The 19,740-nt window shown below is 57.8% G+C and carries 21 protein-coding genes and 2 tRNA genes; 16 read left to right on the forward strand and 7 right to left on the reverse strand.

Annotated elements, in window-relative coordinates:
• The first annotated feature begins 45 nt into the window (after window positions 1–45).
• Window positions 46–1,206 carry a radical SAM/SPASM domain-containing protein gene (locus GTU76_RS12770; RefSeq protein WP_180698741.1) on the forward strand — a complete coding sequence of 387 codons (1,161 nt, stop codon included), beginning with the start codon at window positions 46–48 and terminating at the stop codon, window positions 1,204–1,206.
• On the opposite strand, the gene GTU76_RS12775 is transcribed toward GTU76_RS12770, so the two are convergent.
• Complete coding sequence (locus GTU76_RS12775; protein ID WP_180698742.1) at window positions 1,155–2,063, reverse strand: LysR substrate-binding domain-containing protein; 909 nt, start codon at window positions 2,061–2,063, stop codon at window positions 1,155–1,157. The two genes, GTU76_RS12770 and GTU76_RS12775, sit on opposite strands and share 52 nt — an antisense overlap.
• Before the next feature lie 111 nt (window positions 2,064–2,174).
• Between GTU76_RS12775 and GTU76_RS12780 the strand changes: the two genes are divergently transcribed.
• From GTU76_RS12780 to GTU76_RS12825, 10 genes are all read left to right on the forward strand, one after another.
• Window positions 2,175–3,227, forward strand: coding sequence for an agmatine deiminase family protein (locus tag GTU76_RS12780; protein ID WP_180698743.1), 1,053 nt, complete (start codon window positions 2,175–2,177; stop codon window positions 3,225–3,227).
• Between the two features lie 4 nt (window positions 3,228–3,231).
• Window positions 3,232–4,140, forward strand: coding sequence for an N-carbamoylputrescine amidase (gene aguB / locus GTU76_RS12785; protein ID WP_016987351.1), 909 nt, complete (start codon window positions 3,232–3,234; stop codon window positions 4,138–4,140).
• Window position 4,141: 1 nt separating this feature from the next.
• Window positions 4,142–5,245, forward strand: a complete 1,104-nt coding sequence (locus tag GTU76_RS12790) for an extracellular solute-binding protein (RefSeq protein ID WP_180698744.1) — start codon at window positions 4,142–4,144, stop codon at window positions 5,243–5,245.
• Window positions 5,246–5,295: 50 nt separating this feature from the next.
• On the forward strand, window positions 5,296–6,417 hold the full coding sequence (locus GTU76_RS12795; protein ID WP_180698745.1) for an agmatine deiminase family protein: 1,122 nt from the start codon (window positions 5,296–5,298) through the stop codon (window positions 6,415–6,417).
• A gap of 50 nt (window positions 6,418–6,467) precedes the next feature.
• Complete coding sequence (locus GTU76_RS12800) at window positions 6,468–7,493, forward strand: GlxA family transcriptional regulator (protein ID WP_175554195.1); 1,026 nt, start codon at window positions 6,468–6,470, stop codon at window positions 7,491–7,493.
• Window positions 7,494–7,792: 299 nt separating this feature from the next.
• A complete protein-coding gene (locus tag GTU76_RS12805) occupies window positions 7,793–8,989 on the forward strand; it encodes an S-type pyocin domain-containing protein (protein ID WP_180698746.1) in 1,197 nt (398 codons plus the stop codon).
• A gap of 18 nt (window positions 8,990–9,007) precedes the next feature.
• Window positions 9,008–9,346: a DUF6572 domain-containing protein gene (locus GTU76_RS12810; protein WP_180698747.1), complete on the forward strand. Its 339-nt coding sequence runs from the start codon at window positions 9,008–9,010 to the stop codon at window positions 9,344–9,346.
• Between the two features lie 51 nt (window positions 9,347–9,397).
• A complete protein-coding gene (locus GTU76_RS12815) occupies window positions 9,398–9,751 on the forward strand; it encodes a DUF6572 domain-containing protein (protein WP_180698748.1) in 354 nt (117 codons plus the stop codon).
• Window positions 9,752–10,398: 647 nt separating this feature from the next.
• On the forward strand, window positions 10,399–10,764 hold the full coding sequence (locus tag GTU76_RS12820; protein WP_180698749.1) for a DUF6124 family protein: 366 nt from the start codon (window positions 10,399–10,401) through the stop codon (window positions 10,762–10,764).
• Between the two features lie 118 nt (window positions 10,765–10,882).
• Window positions 10,883–11,239, forward strand: a complete 357-nt coding sequence (locus GTU76_RS12825) for a DUF6124 family protein (protein WP_007919067.1) — start codon at window positions 10,883–10,885, stop codon at window positions 11,237–11,239.
• A gap of 55 nt (window positions 11,240–11,294) precedes the next feature.
• Here GTU76_RS12825 and GTU76_RS12830 read toward each other — a convergent pair whose 3' ends face one another.
• Complete coding sequence (locus GTU76_RS12830; protein WP_016983841.1) at window positions 11,295–12,323, reverse strand: alpha/beta fold hydrolase; 1,029 nt, start codon at window positions 12,321–12,323, stop codon at window positions 11,295–11,297.
• A 318-nt stretch (window positions 12,324–12,641) separates the two neighbouring features.
• On the opposite strand from GTU76_RS12830, the gene GTU76_RS12835 reads away from it, so the two are divergent.
• Window positions 12,642–12,716, forward strand: a tRNA-Gln gene (locus GTU76_RS12835).
• Between the two features lie 112 nt (window positions 12,717–12,828).
• Here GTU76_RS12835 and GTU76_RS12840 read toward each other — a convergent pair.
• From GTU76_RS12840 to gstA, 3 genes are all read right to left on the reverse strand, one after another.
• On the reverse strand, window positions 12,829–14,817 hold the full coding sequence (locus tag GTU76_RS12840) for a peptidase U32 family protein (RefSeq protein WP_175554201.1): 1,989 nt from the start codon (window positions 14,815–14,817) through the stop codon (window positions 12,829–12,831).
• A gap of 216 nt (window positions 14,818–15,033) precedes the next feature.
• Complete coding sequence (locus GTU76_RS12845) at window positions 15,034–15,414, reverse strand: RidA family protein (RefSeq protein WP_180698750.1); 381 nt, start codon at window positions 15,412–15,414, stop codon at window positions 15,034–15,036.
• 81 nt (window positions 15,415–15,495) lie between these two features.
• Window positions 15,496–16,107, reverse strand: a complete 612-nt coding sequence (gene gstA, locus GTU76_RS12850; protein ID WP_180698751.1) for a glutathione transferase GstA — start codon at window positions 16,105–16,107, stop codon at window positions 15,496–15,498.
• A gap of 109 nt (window positions 16,108–16,216) precedes the next feature.
• Between gstA and GTU76_RS12855 the strand changes: the two genes are divergently transcribed.
• Both GTU76_RS12855 and GTU76_RS12860 read left to right on the forward strand, forming a co-directional pair.
• A complete protein-coding gene (locus tag GTU76_RS12855; protein ID WP_180698752.1) occupies window positions 16,217–17,125 on the forward strand; it encodes a transcriptional regulator GcvA in 909 nt (302 codons plus the stop codon).
• A 123-nt stretch (window positions 17,126–17,248) separates the two neighbouring features.
• Entirely contained in the window at window positions 17,249–17,662 is a 414-nt protein-coding gene (locus GTU76_RS12860; protein ID WP_180698753.1) for a cupin domain-containing protein, read from the forward strand.
• Window positions 17,663–17,665: 3 nt separating this feature from the next.
• Here the strand turns inward: GTU76_RS12860 and GTU76_RS12865 are convergent, their stop codons facing one another.
• Entirely contained in the window at window positions 17,666–17,875 is a 210-nt protein-coding gene (locus tag GTU76_RS12865; RefSeq protein WP_016983430.1) for a hypothetical protein, read from the reverse strand.
• A gap of 329 nt (window positions 17,876–18,204) precedes the next feature.
• Here GTU76_RS12865 and GTU76_RS12870 point away from each other — a divergent pair, with 329 nt between their 5' ends.
• Window positions 18,205–18,753 (forward strand): serine acetyltransferase, encoded by a 549-nt coding sequence (locus GTU76_RS12870; protein WP_016983429.1) that lies wholly within the window; start codon window positions 18,205–18,207, stop codon window positions 18,751–18,753.
• 72 nt (window positions 18,754–18,825) lie between these two features.
• Here GTU76_RS12870 and GTU76_RS12875 read toward each other — a convergent pair.
• Window positions 18,826–18,913 (reverse strand) — tRNA-Ser (locus GTU76_RS12875).
• 122 nt (window positions 18,914–19,035) lie between these two features.
• Here GTU76_RS12875 and GTU76_RS12880 point away from each other — a divergent pair.
• A complete protein-coding gene (locus GTU76_RS12880; protein WP_007915443.1) occupies window positions 19,036–19,707 on the forward strand; it encodes a Bax inhibitor-1/YccA family protein in 672 nt (223 codons plus the stop codon).
• Window positions 19,708–19,740: the final 33 nt, after the last annotated feature.

A 19,740-nucleotide genomic window follows, 5' to 3' on the forward strand; every position in this document is an offset into this window, starting at 1 on the left:
GCAGTGATGAGATGCAAAACTTTCGACCCTTGGAGCAACACTCAGATGAATATGTACATCGATATTGTCGGCGCCTGCAATCTGAGCTGCCCCTCTTGCCCCATGGGCAATTCGGAAAACCTCAACTTCAAAAAAGCCATGCAGCTGGATATGTTCAAACAGATCGTCGCGAAAGCGCGAACTGAAGGCGTCACGTCGATTTTTCTGTACAACTGGACTGAGCCTTTGGTGCATCCAAAAATTGGCGAGTTCATCGAAGTCATCAATGCCGCCGGCATGAGCAGCGGTGTCAGCACCAACCTCAACCTTGCCAAAAACATGGAAAAGGCCTTGTTGGCTGAGCCGGGTTTCTTCCGTATTTCGCTTTCCGGCTTTTACCAGGAAACCTACAAAAAGGGCCATGTAGGGGGGGATATTGAAGTTGTAAAACAGAACATGATTGCGTTGCACGAGATCAAACAGCGATTGGGTTTGAGTACGCGTGTCGACGTCTACTATCACCGCTACCTCGATAACATCGAAGAGGAAGCGCTGATGCGCGAGTTCAGTGAGCGCCTCGGTTTTCACTTCACCACCGGCTATTCGATCATGATGCCGCTGGAGAAGACGCTGGCCATTATCGACCGCGATCCTTCTGTCACCGATGCCGATTATGAAACCCTGAAAAGACTGGCACTCCCGCCCTACGACGATCTGGTCAATGTCGCCCAGCAGCATCACCAGCAAACTTGCTCGCTCAAAGATAACTGGCTGGTGATCGACTGCAATGGCAATACGGTTTTGTGCTGCACGATCTTCAATCAGAGCGAATATCAGGTCGGCAAGTACCTCGACATGCCGGTTGCAGAACTGATGAGGCGTAAATCCACGCAGAAAAACTGCGTCGACATGTGCAGCCGCTGCGCTAACAAGGGCATGCATGTGTACTCGATGTTCCCCAACCACGGCGTACTGGAGCGCCATGCGGTCAATCGCATTCTTGATTTCGAGAATCTCAGCAGCCAGGGGCTTGCTGTGGACAGCGAACTGCTGGGGCGTGCGGGTGAAGTCAGTGCTGAAAGTTTCGATGAAGCCCAGTACCTCCAGCTAAACGACGATGTCAGGCACGCCGTTGCCACCGGACAATTGAAAAGTGGCTATCAGCACTATGTGCTTCACGGTCGTCTGGAAGGCAGACTGGGCGCCGGTGTGTTCTCGGTGGTCTGATCAGCGCTCAGATGGTCGGTTAACCACGCGATGAAGCTTTTCGCCATGGGATCCTGTTCACTGTCACGGTGGGTCAGCAAGGCCCAGTTCGGTCCGCGAATGGTGTCCTCGACCAGCGCCTGCAACAAGCCGTCAGCCTGCGCCTGACGGCTTAGCAATTGACTCACCAGCGCGATGCCAAGCCCCGCACACGCGGCGTCGAGCAGCAATCCCGGATCGGAAAAATTCAGCCCCTGATCCTGCTGGCCGACGTCGATCCCGGCCTCGACCGCCCAATGACTCCAGTCCATTTCCCGCTCGCCATGCAACGTGGTGCGCTGTGCCGCCGGCAACGCTAAAACCCTCGGGTGACAGGCTGGAAAGAGCCGATCGGCGTGCAGCACTTTGAAGCTGCATTCGGCCTGCGAGCTGATGTCGTCGCGCACCGCCAGATCGATGGTCTGTGTGGCCATGTCCGGCACTTCATCGGTGCTGTAAATCCACAGATCGACCTCGGGATGCTGCGCGCGAAAGTCCGCCAAGCGTGGCAACAACCAATGCCGGGCAAACGCTGGCGTGGTGTTGAGCACCAGTTGATTGGGTTTCTGATACTGGCCCAGACGCCGAATCCCCACCGCCAATTGCTGCAGCATCGCTTGCGTGGTGCTGAGCAAATCGTGGCCGGCATCGGTCAATGCCACGCTGCGACCGCTGCGGAAAAACAGCGGCTGTTCCAGATAGGCCTCAAGGCTGCGGATCTGCTGACTGATCGCCGACTGCGTGAGGCTCAACTCCTCGGCAGCCTTGTGAAAACTGCCGAGCCGGGCGGCGGCTTCGAAGCCACGCAGAGAACTGAGCGGCGGCCAGTGTTTAAGCATATCGATAAGCTCCTCTAATCAGTTATCCGCAAAATCCATCGTTTGTTTGCCGTTTTTATGGGTCGTAGCATAAGCCTATTGAACACAACGGCTTAACTAACGAGGCTTATCATGCAGCACAACGACAATAAAAACAGCGCCTGGATGATGCCGGCAGAGTGGGTGACTCACGCCGCGACGTGGATGGTCTGGCCGCACAACCAGACGTTGTGGGAATCCGGTTGGCGCGTGACCCTGGCGCAAGTGCAGGAAGATTTTGCGCGCGTCGCCAACGCCATCGCCCGTTTCGAACCGGTGAAACTGGTGGTCGACCCATCGGCCATCGCCAGCGCCAAAGCCTTGTGCGGGCCGAACGTCGAGCTGATTGCGCTGGCCGTGAATGACAGTTGGTGCCGCGATTCCGGCCCGACGTTTGTCTGCCATCCACAGCAAGGGCTGGCCGGTGTGAGCTGGCGCTTCAACGCCTGGGGCGGCAAGTCGGCGCATGATCTGGACGAAAGTCTGGCGCGCCGCGCGCTCAATCACCTCGGCCTGGAATGCTTCGGCACGCCGCTGAGCAACGAGGGCGGGGCGATTCATGTCGACGGTGAAGGCACGCTGATCACCACCGAATCGGTGCTGCTCAACCCCAATCGCAACCCCGGCATTGGCAAAGCCGAAATGGAAGAAATCTTCAGCCGTTTGCTCGGCGTGAAAAAAACCATCTGGTTGCCGGGCGATCCGGACTACGTCACGGGCGACATGACCGATGGCCATGTCGACGGTGTCTGCGCCTTCGCCCGCCCGGGTGTGCTGCTGGTTGACGCCACCCACGACAAGTCGTCGGTCTACGCCGAAGTAGCCCGAGAAAACCGCCGCGCACTCGAGCTCGCTACCGATGCGCAGGGACGCAAATTCGAACTGATCGAACTGTTCGAAGCCACCGACGCGGTCGACACCGAAGCCGAAGTATTCTGCGCGTCCTACACCAATTTCTACATCGCCAACGGCGCGATCATCATGCCGGCGTATGGCATCGAGGCTGACAACGTCGCCGCCAAAGTACTGGAGCAAGCCTTCCCCGGCCGCGAAGTGGTGCCGGTGCGGATCAACCATTTGGCCCATGGCGGTGGCGGGGTGCATTGCATCACCCAGCAACAGCCGGCCTGGCCGCTGAGAGGTTGAACGCATGAGCATTCTGACCATCGCCAGCACCCAGATGCCGTGCACCTGGGATTTACCCGGCAACCTTGATCGCGCCGAGCAACTCGTCCGTGACGCAGCGCAGCAGGGCGCGCAAGTGATCCTGTTGCAGGAGCTGTTCGCTACCCCGTACTTCTGCATCGAACAAAGCCATAAGCACATGGCGTTGGCCGAGGAGTATCGCGACAGCCGCGTACTCGCTCGCTTCGCCGCACTGGCCCGCGAGTTGGGTGTGGTGTTACCGCTGAGCTGGTTCGAGAAGGCCGGCAATGCCTACTTCAACTCGCTGAGTGTGGCCGATGCCGACGGGCGTCTGTTGGGTGTGTATCGCAAGACCCATATCCCCAACGCCATCGGTTATCAGGAGAAGGAATATTTCAGCCCCGGTGACACCGGTTTCAAAGTCTGGGACACCGCGTTCGGCCGCCTTGGCGTCGGCATCTGCTGGGATCAGTGGTTCCCGGAAACTGCCCGTTGCCTGGCGTTGATGGGCGCCGAAGTACTGCTGTATCCGACCGCCATCGGCTCGGAACCGGGCTGCGCGGCGCTGGATTCCCGCGACCACTGGCAGATGACCATGCGCGGCCATGCCGCTGCCAATCTGCTGCCGGTGGTGGCGTCGAATCGCGTCGGTCGAGAAACCGCGACCACCGATTCGAACCTGCAAATGAGCTTCTACGGCTCGTCGTTCATCAGCGACCACAAAGGCCAATTGCTCGCCAGCGCTGACCGCGACAGCAGCGGTGTGCTGGTGCAGCGCTTCGATATGACGGCCATGCGCGAAGAGCGTTTGAGCTGGGGCATCTATCGCGATCGTCGTCCGGAGATGTACGGGCCGCTGCTCAGTCAGGACGGTCGCCACCTTCATGCACGCTGGAACACCCAAGGGGTTTGACATGGCTACCCATCACAAACGCTTGCGCGGCGCGATCGGCCTGGCGCTGATCTGCTTGATTCCGTCGCTGCACGCCGAAGACAAAACCCTGCGGCTGTACAACTGGGCGGATTATTTTGCCGAAGACACCCTGAGCCGCTTCACCGCCGAAACCGGGATCAAGGTGATCTACGACGTCATGGATGGCAGCGAAACCCTGGAAGCCAAGATGCTCTCCGGCGGCAGCGGTTATGACCTGATCTTTCCCGGCGACACCGTCGCCGAGCGCTTGATGCGCGCCGGCAGCCTGATGCCGCTGGATCAAGCGAAGCTGAGCGAACTGGCCGACATCGAACCCGGTTTGCAGAAACTGCGCGGCCATTACGAACACTCCAGCAAAGCCACGGTGCCCTACACCTGGGGCACCATCGGCCTGACCTACAACGAAGAGCAGATCAAAAAACGCATGGCCGACGCGCCGGTCAACAGCCTCGACATGCTGTTCAAACCGGAGTTGGCGGCAAAGTTTGCCGATTGCGGGATTTCGATGATCGACTCGCCAGACGAAGCCTTGGCGGTGGTGCTCAATTACCTCGGTCGCGATCCGCGCAGCGGCAAAGCCGAGGATCTCGCAGCGGCCAGCGAGTTGTTGATGAAGTTGCGGCCGTACATCCGCAAGTTCCAGTCGCAACCGGTGACCGATCTGGTCAATGGCAACCTGTGCCTGTCCCTCGGCTACAGCGGTGACATGACTCAGGCGCAACGCACCTCGGACAGCGCCGGCAAACACACGCGCTTCCAGTATCGCGTGCCGCGCGAAGGCACGACCGTGTGGATGGACACCATGGCCATTCCGGTCGACGCGAAACACCCGGAATACGCCTACGCGTTTATCAACTTCGTCATGCGCCCGCAGAACATGGCCGCGATCAGCAATTTCACCGGCTACCCGACTTCCAACGCCAAGGCGCGGGCGAGTGTCGATGAAAGCATGCGCGACAACCCGGATATCTACCTCGACGAAGCGACCTATGCTCGATTGATACCGGGCAAGGACATCCCTCAGGCCGACATGCGCGCGCGCATGCGCACCTGGACCAAATTCAAGACTGCCACTGGCAAATGATCAATGGCCGGCGTACGCGTCGGCCCTTCACTGAAAGACAGGGAACTCACATGACGACTCGTCGCGATTTCATCAAACAAGCCTCGGTGGTCGCCGCTGTCAGCGCTGCGGTGACAGGCCTGGGCCTATCGCCGGGCAAAGTCCTGGCTGCCGCGCAAGGCCGCTGGTTCATGCCCGACGAAGGCGACAAACATGAGCGCGCCTACATCGCTTTCGGCGCGCAGGATGCGATTTGGGAAGACTTCACCGAAGACGTCCAGGAAGCGCTCGGCCGCATTGCCCGCGCCATCGCCCGGTTTGAACCAGTCACCGTGTTCTGCCGCAAGAACGAGCGCAGCATCGCCGAAGAATTCTGCGGCACGCGCAATATCACTTACGTCACCGCCGCGCTCGACGACATCTGGATGCGCGACATCGGCGCCAATTTCGTTATCGACGACAAGGGTGGCCTGGGTGCGGTGGACTTCAACTTCAATGGTTGGGGTGGCAAACAGCAGCACAGTAAAGACTCGAAGATCGCCGCACTGGTCGCCGACGACGCGCAAGCCACCTACATCCGCACCGATCTGGTAGGCGAGGGCGGCGGCATCGAGGTCGACGGTCACGGCACCGGGATCATGACCGAGAGCAGCTGGATCAACAGCAACCGCAATCCGGACTGGAGCAAGGCCGATGTCGAAGCCGAACTGAAGGAACGCCTGGGTCTGCGCAAAATCATCTGGCTGCCGGGCATCAAGGGCAAGGACATCACAGATGCTCACGTCGATTTCTACGCACGCTTTATCAAGCCCGGTGTGGTCATCGCCAACCTCGACACCGACCCTGAATCCTACGATCACAAGGTCACTTTGGCGCACCTGGAAATCCTCAAGAACGCCACCGATGCTGATGGCCGCAAATTGCAGATCCACACGATGTCGCCGCCGCTGAAACCGCGCCAAAGCAAGTTCAACAAAAACAACCCGGACTTCGCCGCCGGTTACATCAATTACTTCGTGATCAACGGCGCGATCATCGCCCCGGAATTCGGCGATAAAGCGGCGGACAAAAAGGCTTTCGATCTGCTTTCTCAACTGTATCCGCAGCGCGAAATCGTCCAGCTAAACATCGATGCCATCGCCGCCGGTGGTGGCGGAATTCACTGCGTCACCAGCCATCAACCACAGGCGTGATTGACTCTGACGCGGATCAAGCCAACTATCGGCGCATAACAACATAACCGATGGACCACAACTTGATCGAACGACGCCAATTCAGCGGAGGCATGAAGGGGAAAAACCTCCGCTATCTGAATGAGCAAGGCGCGGATGACACGCGCCTGACCCGCACCGGTTTTCTGCTGCTCGAACACTTTTCGCTACCGGCGTTTACTCAAGCGCTGGACACCGTTGTCACCACCAACCTGTTGCGTCCGGGGTTGTTTTCCTCGCGCACGTTTGGTTTGGGTGACGGCGAAGTCATCAGTGACCTGGGGCTGGTCATCCGCCCTGACGCACGTCTGGATTCTGCCGCGCTGGCGAAATTGGATTTGCTGGTGGTGTGTGGTGGTTATCGCACCGAACTGCGAGCGAGTGATGAGTTCATCGGCTTGCTCAGATCGGCAGCGGAGCGCGGCATCTCGCTCGCCGGGTTATGGAATGGCTCGTGGTTTCTCGGCCGCGCCGGGCTGCTCGATGGCTACCGCTGCGCAATCCACCCGGAGCACCGCCCGGCGCTGACCGAGATCGCCAAAGCCACCCACGTCAGCAGTGAGCCCTACGTCATTGATCGCGACCGCCTCACGGCCTCAAGCCCGTCCGGGGCTTTCCACATGGCACTGGACTGGATCAAGGGTTTGCACGGCAAAGCCTTGGTCGAGGGCATCGAAGATATTCTGGCTTTTGAGGAGTCGCGCTACCGGCGAATCAAACCGGATGAAAACATCTGCGTCAGTGCGCCGTTGCGTGAAGTGGTGAAGCTGATGGATGCCAATCTGGAGGAACCGCTGGAGCTGGAGCAACTGGCGGTGTACGCCGGACGGTCACGTCGCCAGTTGGAGCGCTTGTTCAAGGAACAACTGGGCACCACGCCGCAGCGCTATTACCTGGAACTGCGTATCACCGAAGCACGGCGTTTGCTGCAACACACCGAGCTTTCACAAGTGGAAGTACTCGTAGCGTGCGGCTTCGTTTCCCCAAGCCATTTCAGCAAATGCTACAGCTCATATTTCGGCTACAGACCCTCCAAAGAAAAACGGCTGGTCAAATAACAACAGCCGTTTTTAATAACCAGAGTTCCACCCGATATCCCACGTCGGCGTACCTCCCCCAAACACCACGGTCAGTCCCCTCTCCCTCTGGGAGAGGGCTAGGGTGAGGGGCTCTTGAAGACCTTATACATCACCGAAGCGCGCCATATGCCCAAGTCGTTGCAAGCGGGAGTCCTGCCGGTTTGCAGACGGGTCATGCCGAGCCATTGAAAATGGCGTCAAAGTGCCACTGATTGCCACCCCAAACACCACCTGTCACTCTGCGCCTCGTTCAAAGGATCAGGACAAGGAATCAAGGATTGAGTGGCTACGTCCCCAACCCTCCCAAGGGCTATCGCAACACCGGCGTTGAACCCGTCGACGTCAACGCCCAATACTGGGCGCAATACAAAGACCTTCCGGCGACACCAGACGTAAAACCAGCACCGCTCGGATGTGTCTTCGCCAAAAGCTGCAACTTGCCCGACGGCGAAATCAACCACACAAACCAAGCTGGATTCGTCCCGGTAGAGAAACTGGCGGACTACGGTTTGTGGGCTGTTATGGCCACAGGAGCGGCAATCACCGCCGAAGGCACATCTCTTCAACTGGTCGGCGGCTCCACAACCGGCAGCGCCATTGCTCAGCGACTGGGTGGCTCTCTCGCGCTAGGCTTGCTCGAAAGTGCTGGTGCATTGGCAGCAGGTGCCGCCGTCGGCACCGTTGCGCTATTAATGCCCAATACAAACCTTGCACCCGACAGTGCCTTCTACAAAACCGACCAGTACGCCACGCTCGAAACGGGCCGCACGCGCGTCCGCGTCAACGTAAAGACTTTGCCGAACGGTTCCGTCAGCGCTTACGGTTTCTACACAGGCGGCAAAAAGGACTGGGAAAATGTCCCTGTCATCAAAGCGGAAAAGAGCGGCGAAAAATACATTGCCGACATAGGCAATGGAATAGGCCTTACCTGGACGCCAGCAGCAAACCCAGATGGTGTGCTGGGTATTCCAGCACTTGATGGCGTGCCGCAATTACCTCCAGTATGGGTCTATCCGCCGACAGAAAAGTCGGGCACGCTTCTGGTTAATCCAGCACATCCTCCCGAGTTTCAGGACGCAATCATCTGGTTCCCGGATGACGCTGGCCTTGAATCCATCTACATCGTGCTCAGCACGCAACTAGAGAAGAACAAGGCAGCAGGGGCGGCTTTCGAAGAAGAGGCGTACAGCGGTTTTTCGGAAGAAATGGAAGAGTCCGGCCAACAAGTAACGATAAAAACAGAGAGCGGCACCCGGACCCGTCTCGATATGATAGGTAGAGATGCAAACGGCGATATCGCGTGCGTCGAATGCAAAGCCTCGGAAACGGCACCACTGACCCGCAATCAAAAGCGGGCATTCCCGGAAATCGAACAGAGCGGCGGACGCATCATGGGCAAGGGCAACCCCGGCTTCCCCGGCGGCACCCAAATCCCGCCAATCCGAGTAGAAATTCTGCGCCCGCCGCAAAAATAACGGAACCAAGGAACTGAAATGTCCGTAACAGACGCAAAAACAATCGATATGTGGGGTATCCCAAAATGGGACAGCAACAAGATCATCCTCGGTATTGCTGACCATTTGGAATGGGGCGACAAGGCTGAACAAGGCGAGCACTTGTTGGTGCTTCAAGAGAAAATCAATAACTACATCGCTTTCATCGAAAGCGGTGAAATCTACACTGAGATACCCGGTGCACTCGGAAAATCACCTGTCATTCGTGTTCAAGGCAAGTACGAGTTACCCGAGCAAGGCGAGTTGTTCATCGATCGCGTTGCGGAGGCATTGAAGGACGTAGGCATAGGATTCGAATTCGTGCTCAAAGCGGATTAATAAACACATCCAGAGAAAGCGGAGCTGACAATCCCCACTGAGAGATCGGGCATGTCTATCACCGAAACAAAAGTCGTCGACATCATCGCAGTACCCGAGTGGGAGCCAGACAACGTCGTGCTCGTCATCACCGATCACCTGGAATGGGGCGACAAAGCCCAACAGGGTGAACACCTGCTGTTGCTTCAAGAGAAAATCAACACCTACATCGCCTTCATCGAGAGCGGTGAACTGCTGGAAAGCTATCCGCCAGCCGAGGGCAAGAATCCCAAGATTCGCATCAACGGCCTCTATGCGCTGCCCGAGCAAGGTGAAATCTTTATCGACCGCGTGACCGAGGTACTCAAAGGCGTGGGCATTGGAATGGAGTTTGTACTCAAGGACGACTTTGCAGTTCGCCACTAGCGGCTGCCCAGACGCCGGCTTGTCCTCTGATCGCTGAAAGTCCTCTCTGATAGAACCCGCGCACTGAAAACTCCTGCGCTAGTGGAAATCGGGCCAGCCAAGCCATTCAGCAAATGCTACAGCTCGTATTCGGCTACAGACCTTCCAAAGAAAAACGACTGGTCAAATAACAACAGCCGTTTCCCAACGAGAGTGCACCGCGCAATCACACGTCGGCGTACCTCCTCAAACACCCCGGTCAGCTCCCTCTCCCTTTGGGAGAGGGCTAGGGTGAGGGGCTTTTAAACGCCATCACCCACACGCGTTTAACTTACACGCACTGTTACGCCATAACGGCTACAACACCTTGCGCCGTTGCCTACGCGTACGCCAGAATCCGCCGGCTTACGCGCCTTGAGGCGGGCTGTATCGTTTCCCTGTCACTGCAAAACAGTGATCGGGTTTGGTAGCCCGTTTTCTAAGCGTTATGCGCCGCTATATGCAGTCTCTTTTCGGGGCTCGGTTTTTTATGGTGGCCATGCGTGGGGCTCCTTCGGGAGCGCCGGGGTTTACTCGCTTAGACCGGTCTACCAACCTGCGCAATGGTCACCACCTCGTTTGGTAGCGTGAGTGATGGCTCCTTATTTTTTGCTAAGCGAGTGTCATCTATGTTCAAAATTACGCCAAACCCGCCAGAAACCGATCCAATCCCCTACGACGCCGCGCTCGAACCTCTAAACATCAAAGAGGCCGCCGACCGCGCGATCAACTTCTACCTCAATCCCTCGGCGCTGAAGACTTCAATCCCCACCCGCAAGACCGGCAAGATCTACCTCATCGATCCCACAGTGGATAACGAAACCCTGCTCGTCGAAGCCACTGAAACCTTGTCCTCAGCCACTGACATGGCCCGCGATCTCGCCGATTCAATTGACCCTTCACAGCGCAAAAAGATGCTGATCCTGCAACAGGTGATCATGCTCAGTGAACTGGTGGTCGGCCGAGTTCTGGATAACCAGCGCTTGCCGCACTAGTCGCGATGCAGATGGGTGAGGGGGCTCGCTCCCTCATTGCACAGAAGCGTCCGCAATCGCGGCGCTTCACGCCTTCTATCAAAAGACCTGAAGCGGTTCTTGTCTGGAGTTTCAGCAGATGTCTCAGCCACCCGAACCACCGGTCACCGACCTGGTGTCCCCGTACGCATCGCCCAATTCAAGAAAGCTTCACGAAGCGGCAGAGCGTGCGCTCGACCATTACCTGTTGCCTGCCGCGATCATGGCCACACCCTATACGCCCAGCACGATGTTCATGGTTAACCCGCAATCTGACGCCGAGTCCTTGCTGAGCAATGCCAGCGGTTCCCTCGCGTCCGCCACGGTCATGCTCGGCAATTTTGCCGGGGTGCTGGAGGGATCGAACCGCCATACCCTGTTGGGTATTGCGCAAGTGGTCATGTTGGGGGAATTGGCAGTCAATAAGGCATTGGATCTGGTTGTGCCAACCGAGTAGTCGCTCACGTTAATAATCAAGCAGTCAGCCATTGCGGCTGACTGCTTTTTTGTTTCTACAGGTGATCGGCGTCGATCACGGCTTTGGCAAACGCCTGCGGATCTTCCTGCGGCAAGTTGTGGCCAATCCCGCCGTTGATCAAACGGAACTGATACTTGCCGGTAAAGCGCTTGGCGTAATCTTCCGGCGCCGGGTGCGGCGCACCGTTGGCATCGCCTTCAAGGGTAATGGTCGGCACGCTGATCGACGGTGCGGTAGCGAGTTTCTGCTCCAGCGCTGCGTATTTCGCTTCGCCCTGAACCAGGCCCAGACGCCAGCGGTAGTTGAACACGGTGATGTCGACATGATCAGGGTTCTCCAGCGCCTTGGCGCTGCGGTCGAACGTGGCGTCGTCGAACTTCCATTGTGGCGAAGCGTTTTGCCAGATCAGTTTGGCGAAGTCGTGGGTGTTCTTCGCATAGCCGGCACGGCCACGGTCAGTCGCAAAGTAGAACTGATACCACCACTGCAATTCAGCCTTGGGCGGCAGCGGGTTCTGCCCGGCAGCCTGATTGCCGATCAGATAACCACTGACCGACACCAGCGCTTTCACACGTTCCGGCCACAGCGCCGAAACGATGTCTGCCGAACGTGCGCCCCAGTCATAACCGCCGAGCACCGCTTGCTTGATCTTCAGCGCATCCATGAAGTCGATGACATCACTGGCCAGCGCCGCCGGTTGGCCATTGCGCAAGGTGTCTTTGGAGAGGAACTGCGTATCGCCATAACCGCGTGCATACGGCATCAACACCCGATAACCCTTGGCTGCGAGCAGCGGCGCGACTTCGTCGTAGCTGTGAATGTCGTAGGGCCAGCCGTGCAACAGGATCACCACCGGGCCATTCGCAGGGCCGGTTTCGGCGTAGGCGACGTCGAGCACGCCGGCCTTCACATGTTTGAGCGGACCGAAAGGCGAGGGCGCGGAATAACTGGCGGCCGCAGGCTCATTGGTTTGCGCTTGAGTAGTGCCAAAAGCGCTGAACAACGACAAAGCCAGAATCGACAAACCGAACGCGGTGTTGCGGGTGTGCAGTGCCTTTTTCATGATGACGTCTCCTTTGCGAACCGTTGGCCGAGGGGTCTTGGTGAGCCCTTGAAACCTTGAGTGCATTTGAGCGTTGGGACGTATCTGGCCTGTGTCGTAAAACGGCTTTGTTGAAAGTCGATGTGTCGCGGTGGGGTTGGTACACAGTGTGATACACGGCGCGAAACCGACTCAGCATGGGCCTGATTCAGGCCAAAATAATAAGTCGCTGTTTTAAAACAAAAAATATTTCACTTCGCGCTTCCCAAAGCGAAAAAACCTTGGTAAATTGCGCCCCGTTCTCACAGCGAACCTAACGAAGTAGCTGGAAAGAGCAGTAGGGGCGTCGCCAAGCGGTAAGGCAGCAGGTTTTGATCCTGCCATGCGTTGGTTCGAATCCAGCCGCCCCTGCCATATTCGAAAAAACGCCAACTTCGCAAGAAGTTGGCGTTTTTTTATGCCTGCGATTTGGCCAGGCAAAGCGGGCAGACGTGCGCGGCGCCGAAGCACCGCGCACGCCGTCCACTCAGTGCGGTGCGCGCGGAATGGTTTTCATCAGGTCTTCGGGGCTGATGTGGCCGACCACGCTGCCCGGTTGCGGCAGGTTGAGGATGTGGCCTTTCATCTTGCCGATGATGTGCATCTCGCACGGCTTGCAATCGAACTTCAGCGTCAGCACTTCATCGCCGTGGATCAACTGCATCGGCGCGACTTTGGTGCGCACACCGGTCACGCCTTTCGCCTGTTTCGGGCACAGGTTGAAGGAGAAGCGCAGGCAGTGCTTGGTGATCATCACCGGCACTTCGCCCGGCTCTTCGTGTGCTTCGTACGCAGCGTCGATCAGCTTCACGCCGTGACGGTGGTAGAAGTCGCGCGCCTTCTGGTTGTAGACGTTGGCGAGGAAGGTCAGGTGCGAATCCGGGTACACCGGCGGCGGGCTGGTTTCGGCTTTACGGCCGCCACGCGGGTGCGCAGCGACACGGGCGGCGGTCAGGTTCTCGATCACTTCGCGGCGCAGGGCTTTGAGCTGCGAGTTGGGGATGAAGAACGCCTGCGGCGCATCCAGTTTGATGTCGGTGGCGTGGTACTGCGTGGTGCCGAGCTGGCCGAGCAGATCGCGCAATTGTTCCAGCGCCTGCTCAGGCTTGTTGGCGACACCGAACGGACCGGGCAGGGTGACGCTGGCGCTGATGCCTTCTTCGCTGGTGGCGGTCACTTCCAGTTGTTCTTCACGCAGACGTGCGACCCAGCTCAAGGCCACGCGACGCTCCGAAGACGTCTTTTGCAGCGCCTGCTGCCAGTTGTGATCGAGGTTGCGATTCAACGGATGATTCGGGCGCAGCTTGAACAGGCCTTCGGGCATTTCGTTCGGCTCGACGCGATAGCGGTAGCGCTTCTCGCCGTCTTCTTCGAACTCGCCTTTGGCTTCGGCGATGTTGGCGCGGAAACCGACCACTTCGCGTTTGACCAGCACGTTCAAGCCATCGCCGTTGGACAGCGGCTCTTGCGTGACAACCTGCATGTCGCGTTTGCCGACTTTCTCGACGGTGCCGACTGGCAGACCGGTGAAGGTCGGCGAGTCGAAAGCGCCGATGTCGATCTTGCGATCAGTAACGAAGTAATCAGTGCTGCCACGGTGGAAAGTCTTTTCCGGGTCAGGCAGGAAGAAGTGCGCGGTGCGGCCGCTGGAGGCGCGGGCCAGGTCCGGGCGGTCTTCGAGCACGTCGTCGAGACGCTGACGGTAATAGGCGGTGATGTTCTTCACATAACCCATGTCCTTGTAGCGACCCTCGATCTTGAACGAGCGCACACCGGCTTCAACCAGTGCGCGGATGTTGGCGCTCTGGTTGTTGTCTTTCATCGACAGCAGGTGTTTTTCGTAGGCGATCACGCCACCCTTTTCATCTTTGAGGGTGTACGGCAAACGGCAGGCCTGCGAGCAGTCGCCACGGTTGGCGCTGCGCCCGGTTTGCGCGTGGGAGATGTTGCACTGGCCGGAGAAGGCCACGCACAACGCGCCATGAATGAAGAACTCGATGGCGGCGTCGGTTTCGTCGGCGATGGCGCGAATCTCTTGCAGGTTCAGCTCACGGGCCAAGACCAACTGCGAGAAACCGGCCTGATCGAGGAACTTCGCCCGCTCCAGCGTACGAATGTCGGTCTGGGTCGAGGCGTGCAGCTCGATCGGCGGAATGTCCAGCTCCATCACGCCCAGATCCTGAACGATCAGCGCGTCGACACCGGCGTCGTACAACTGATGGATCAGCTTGCGTGCCGGTTCCAGTTCGTTGTCGTGCAGGATGGTGTTGATGGTGGTGAAGATGCGCGCGTGATACTTGCGGGCGAATTCCACCAGTTCGGCGATTTCGCCGACTTCGTTGCAGGCGTTGTGGCGCGCGCCGAAGCTCGGGCCGCCGATGTACACGGCGTCGGCGCCGTGCAGGATCGCCTCACGGGCGATGGCGACATCGCGGGCAGGGCTGAGCAATTCCAGATGATGCTTGGGCAAGGACATAGTTTTTTTAGTCAGGCTGTCACGGTTAGGCGCGCATTCTACCCGTGAAACGCGCGCCCGGCACGCCTGTGCTGCCCGATGGCACAGGGCATTGTCACCTTGACCCTTGTGGGAGCGAGCTTGCTCGCGAAGGCGGCAGGACATTCAACATCAATGGAGACTGAACTGACGCTTTCGCGAGCAAGCTCGCTCCCACAAGGGGTTGTGCAGTGAGTCTCAGGCCTTGGCGGCCATTGCGGTGACTTCCACACGCATGCCTTCAACTGCCAGCGAGGCCACACCCACAGCGGCGCGTACCGGCCATGGCTTGGCGAAAAAGCGTTTGTACACCTCGTTGAACGCAGCGCGATCAGCCATGTCGGTCAGGTAGATGGTCAGGTGCATGACCCGATCCATCGAGCTGCCGGCGCGTTCCAGGGCGACTTTCAACGCTTGCAATGTGCACTCACTTTGCTCGGTGATGCCACCCAGTTCCAGGCTGCCATCGGCACGGGTCGGGATCTGGGTCGACACCATGATCCCAGCGAAGGTCGCTACGTCGGAAGAAATCGAGTCTGCGTCCGGATCCGGGGTGAAGGTGATGTCTTGGCTGGCCATGTTGATCCCTTGTCTGAGCGAGTAAATCGCGCCAGTTTACAGATTCATTGGCGACATCGCCCGTTTGCGTATCGGCACGGATCAGACCGGATGCGTGGCTTGTTCTGCCGCGATGGCCGAGCGTACGCTTGGGCGCTCGGCTACGCGCTTTACGTAGGTCGCCAGTACCGGCCAGTTTTCAATGTCGATATTGAACGTCGGCAGCCACTGCAGGACGGTGAACAAATAGGCGTCGGCCACGCTGAATGTGCTCATCAGATAGTCCTGGGGGGCGAGTGTCTGGCTGAGAAAGTCCAGGCGCTTGAACAGTGTTTGTTTGAAGATCGCCTTGATCGACTCCGGGATCTCATTGTTGAACAGCGGCGCGCTGGCGCCGTGGATTTCGCTGCTGATGAAGTTCAGATGCTCCTGCAAACGCGAGCGTTCCCACGTGCCATTGGCCGGCGCCAGTTTATGCTGCGGAACCTGATCGGCCAGGTATTGAAGAATAGCCGGCCCCTCCGTCAATACCTCGCCGTTTTCCAGCAACAAGGCAGCCACGTATCCCTTGGGATTGATCTCGCGAAAGTCGCGTCCATCGGCAGTGCGCTTGCTGTGGTTATTGACGCGAATCAGCTCGAACGGCAAGCCCAGTTCCCGCAACACAATGTGCGATGACAGCGAGCAGGTCATCAGCGCGAAATACAGTTTCATGGCAGATCCTTGTTGAAAGAAGGCGCCAGAATCCATCGTCACTGAGCGTTTCGCAAAGGTCATTTCAAGTGATAGCGTATGACAAAATCTCATGAGTGTTTAACGCTATATGGTCGCCAGATTACCTTCCTTGAATGGCTTGAGAGCCTTCGAGTCCGCCGCGCGGCACATGAGCTTTACTCAGGCTGCGCAAGAACTGAACGTCACGCAAACCGCCATCAGCCATCAGATTCGCAGACTGGAGGCGGAGCTTGATGTGTCGCTGTTTTTGCGGCTCAAGGACGGCCTGGCACTGACTGAGGCAGGGCAGGCTTACTTGCCGGGTATCCGCTCGGCGTTTCATGAGTTGCGCTATTCGACGGAGCAGTTGTTCGCGACACGCGACAACACAGTGCTGACCATCAGCACATTAGTGTCGGTCGCGTCCAAATGGTTGTTGCCGCGCCTGCCGGCCTTTCAGCAGACGTTCCCTGATATCGAAGTGCGGGTCAGCGCCGCCACCGATCTGGTGGATTTTCGCCATGGCGGGATTGATGCGGCGATTCGTTATGGTCGCGGTGACTGGAAGGGCTTGCGTGCGGACTGGCTGATGTCCGATGAAATCTTCCCGGTGTGCAGTCCGGCCTTGCTCAAGGGTGGGAAGGCCTTACAGACGCCGGCCGATCTGGCCAACCACACGATGCTGCAAGTCAGCGGCATGACCGCCGCAGACTGGAACACCTGGCTGAGCGCGGCGGATCAGCCAGCGAAACTGGCCAAAGGGTCGCGACTGACCTTCGACCTGGCGATGATGGCGGTGCAGGCAGCCGTTGACGGGCAGGGGGTATGCATCGGGCGCTCGACCTATGTCGACGATGACCTGCGAGCCGGACGATTGGTGGCGCCTTTCGCTTTGCGCCTGAAGGATGATCTGGGCTTCTATCTGGTGACGCCCCATGAAACCGCCAACTCGAAGAAAATCGTCGCCTTGAGGACATGGCTGTTGGCGCAGTGCCAAAGCAGCGAAAGGTTTGTTTAAGCGTGTATCAATCCGCACCGGATACACATGCCAATAACAAACAACGGGTTCACGACACATCCACGCTACATGCCCCACACACAGTAGAGGTCACACCACCACTACGCACAAGAGGGCTACATCATGCGCCGTCCACTCTTTCTGGCAACCACCGCCATTCTCGCTTCCCTGACCGGCATCGCACACGCCGCTGACACGCAACCCAAGAGCTGGCAGCAAGGACTTAGCCGCACCGATCTGGTTCGCCAGGACCTCGGCGCTGCGGATCGCGAAGTGATCCAGGCGCGGGTCGATTTCGAGTCCGGCGTGGCCTCACCAAGGCATGCGCATCCGGGCGTCGAGGTGGCATACGTGATCAGCGGCACTTTCGAATATCAACTGGAGGGCAGGGCACCGGTGACGCTGAAGGCGGGTGACTCGCTGTTCATTCCGGAAGGGGTTGCGCATATCGCCAAAAACATTGGCTCGGACAAGGGCTCGGAGTTGGCGACTTATGTTGTGAAGAAGGGCGAGCCCGTGTTGATTCTCAAGCCGTGAGACTCAATGAAGTGTCACCGCTCGGCGACTCTCGCCGATGCGGATCCGGTCGAGCGCCCGGTTCAAGGCATCCAGCGCGTCGAGAAGCGCTTTGGCTTCTGCTTCTCGACCATCGCCCCACAGACGTTCGGCCATTTTGTTCAAGGCCTGGATGGCGCGCTCGATGTCCGCAGCGGTGGCGGCCTCTCGGGCGACGGGTGGTTTTTTCGGCATTCGTTGCTGTCCTGCAAGGCAAAAAGTATTCGCCGGAGAAAGTTTGAATTAGTCAGTTGCCTGCCCGGTCGAGAATTATGAACGCAGTCAATCTGACGAGGTACGAATGGGCCGGCGGTCTGAGCCAGGAGTTTACCGCCGCGGCTCATGGATTAAACGGTGCACTTCCCTGAATTGACTTGCTTGCACTGAAGGCGATGCTCTTTCCAACCCACCACTTCTCCAGATAGCGATCAAGCATAACGATCTGTATCGATACCATTTCAGCCCTGACATAATCCGCCTCATGATTAACGCCGTCACAATCGGCCAATATTTCGGAAAGATAAATGAGGGATTTCAAGGAGCTGTGCGCTTACCTGAAGGAGGAAATTGCTACCAAGGAAGACGGCAGCGTAAAACTGAGCACCCTGATCAACAGGGTTCTGGCCAAAGAACGGTACCACTACGTTTTCTGGTTCAGGATTGCCCAGTACCTGCACAACAAGCCTCGCGGGTTCTGGAACTATAAGAAGTGGGCAAAGCGGATAAATCGAAAACTGATCCGCGAGCACAACATCGACATTGGTTTGTCGGCACAAATCGGTCCGGGTATCTGCTTCTCGCATCGCATCGGCATCGTCATTACCCATCGGGCCATCATCGGCCGAAACCTTCGCCTTCGCCAGAACACCACCATCGGTTCCAAGGACTATACCCAAGGTCACGTGCGCCTCGGTGACAACGTCGAAATCGGCGCAAACGTCTGCATCGTCGGTGAAATCAATATCGGCAACAACGTGACGATCGGCGCCCAGGCGTTCGTGAACAAGGATATTCCAGACAACACCGTGTATTACACCGAGTACCGGCCGACTTATCGGGCCAAGCCGAAGTAAGGTGATGGTTCAGTTGCCGAATCCCAGAAACGACAAAGCCCTGAATAATCAGGGCTTTGTCGGTACAAAATATGGCGGAGGCGATGGGATTCGAACTCATGGACCTGTTACAGTCGACGGTTTTCAAGACCGTTGCCTTAAACCACTCGGCCACACCTCCGTTGCGTTGCGGGCGCCATAATACCTGAATGAAACACACTGTCAAACTCTCTGCATGGCTTGTTACAGAGCGTCTGTTATGATCTTTGCGACTGAACGTTTCAAACCAACAGGAGTGTCGCCATGCGCGAACAGGATTACGCAGTTAATAACAGCGTGCAGGCTGAGCAGCTAGAGGTTAGCCGCGTCCTGCGCAACACTTACGGCCTACTGGCTCTGACCCTCGCATTCAGCGGCGTCATGGCTTTTGTCGCACAGCAGATGCGCGTTGGCTACCCGAACATTTTCGTGGTGCTGATCGGCTTCTACGGGCTGTTCTTCCTCACCAACAAACTCCGTGATTCCGCGTGGGGCCTGGTGTCCGCTTTTGCGTTGACCGGTTTCATGGGTTTCCTGCTCGGCCCGATCCTCAACCGTTATCTGGGCATGCAGGGCGGCGCTGAAGTGGTCAGCTCCGCGTTCGCGATGACTGCGCTGGTGTTTGGTGGTCTGTCGGCCTACGTGCTGATCACCCGCAAGGACATGAGCTTCCTCGGTGGTTTCATCACCGCTGGTTTCTTCGTGTTGCTGGGTGCAACGCTGGCGAGCTTCTTCTTTCAGGTCAGCGGTCTGCAACTGGCGATCAGCGCAGGTTTCGTGTTGTTCTCATCGGTCTGCATTCTGTTCCAGACCAGCGCCATCATCCACGGCGGTGAGCGTAACTACATCATGGCGACCATCAGCCTGTATGTATCGATCTACAACCTGTTCATCAGCTTGTTGCAGATCTTTGGCATCATGAGCCGCGACGACTGATCGTTAGTCGTTTCAACAAAAAACCCGCTTCGG

This window comes from Pseudomonas crudilactis, assembly GCF_013433315.1.
GTDB lineage: Bacteria > Pseudomonadota > Gammaproteobacteria > Pseudomonadales > Pseudomonadaceae > Aquipseudomonas > Aquipseudomonas crudilactis.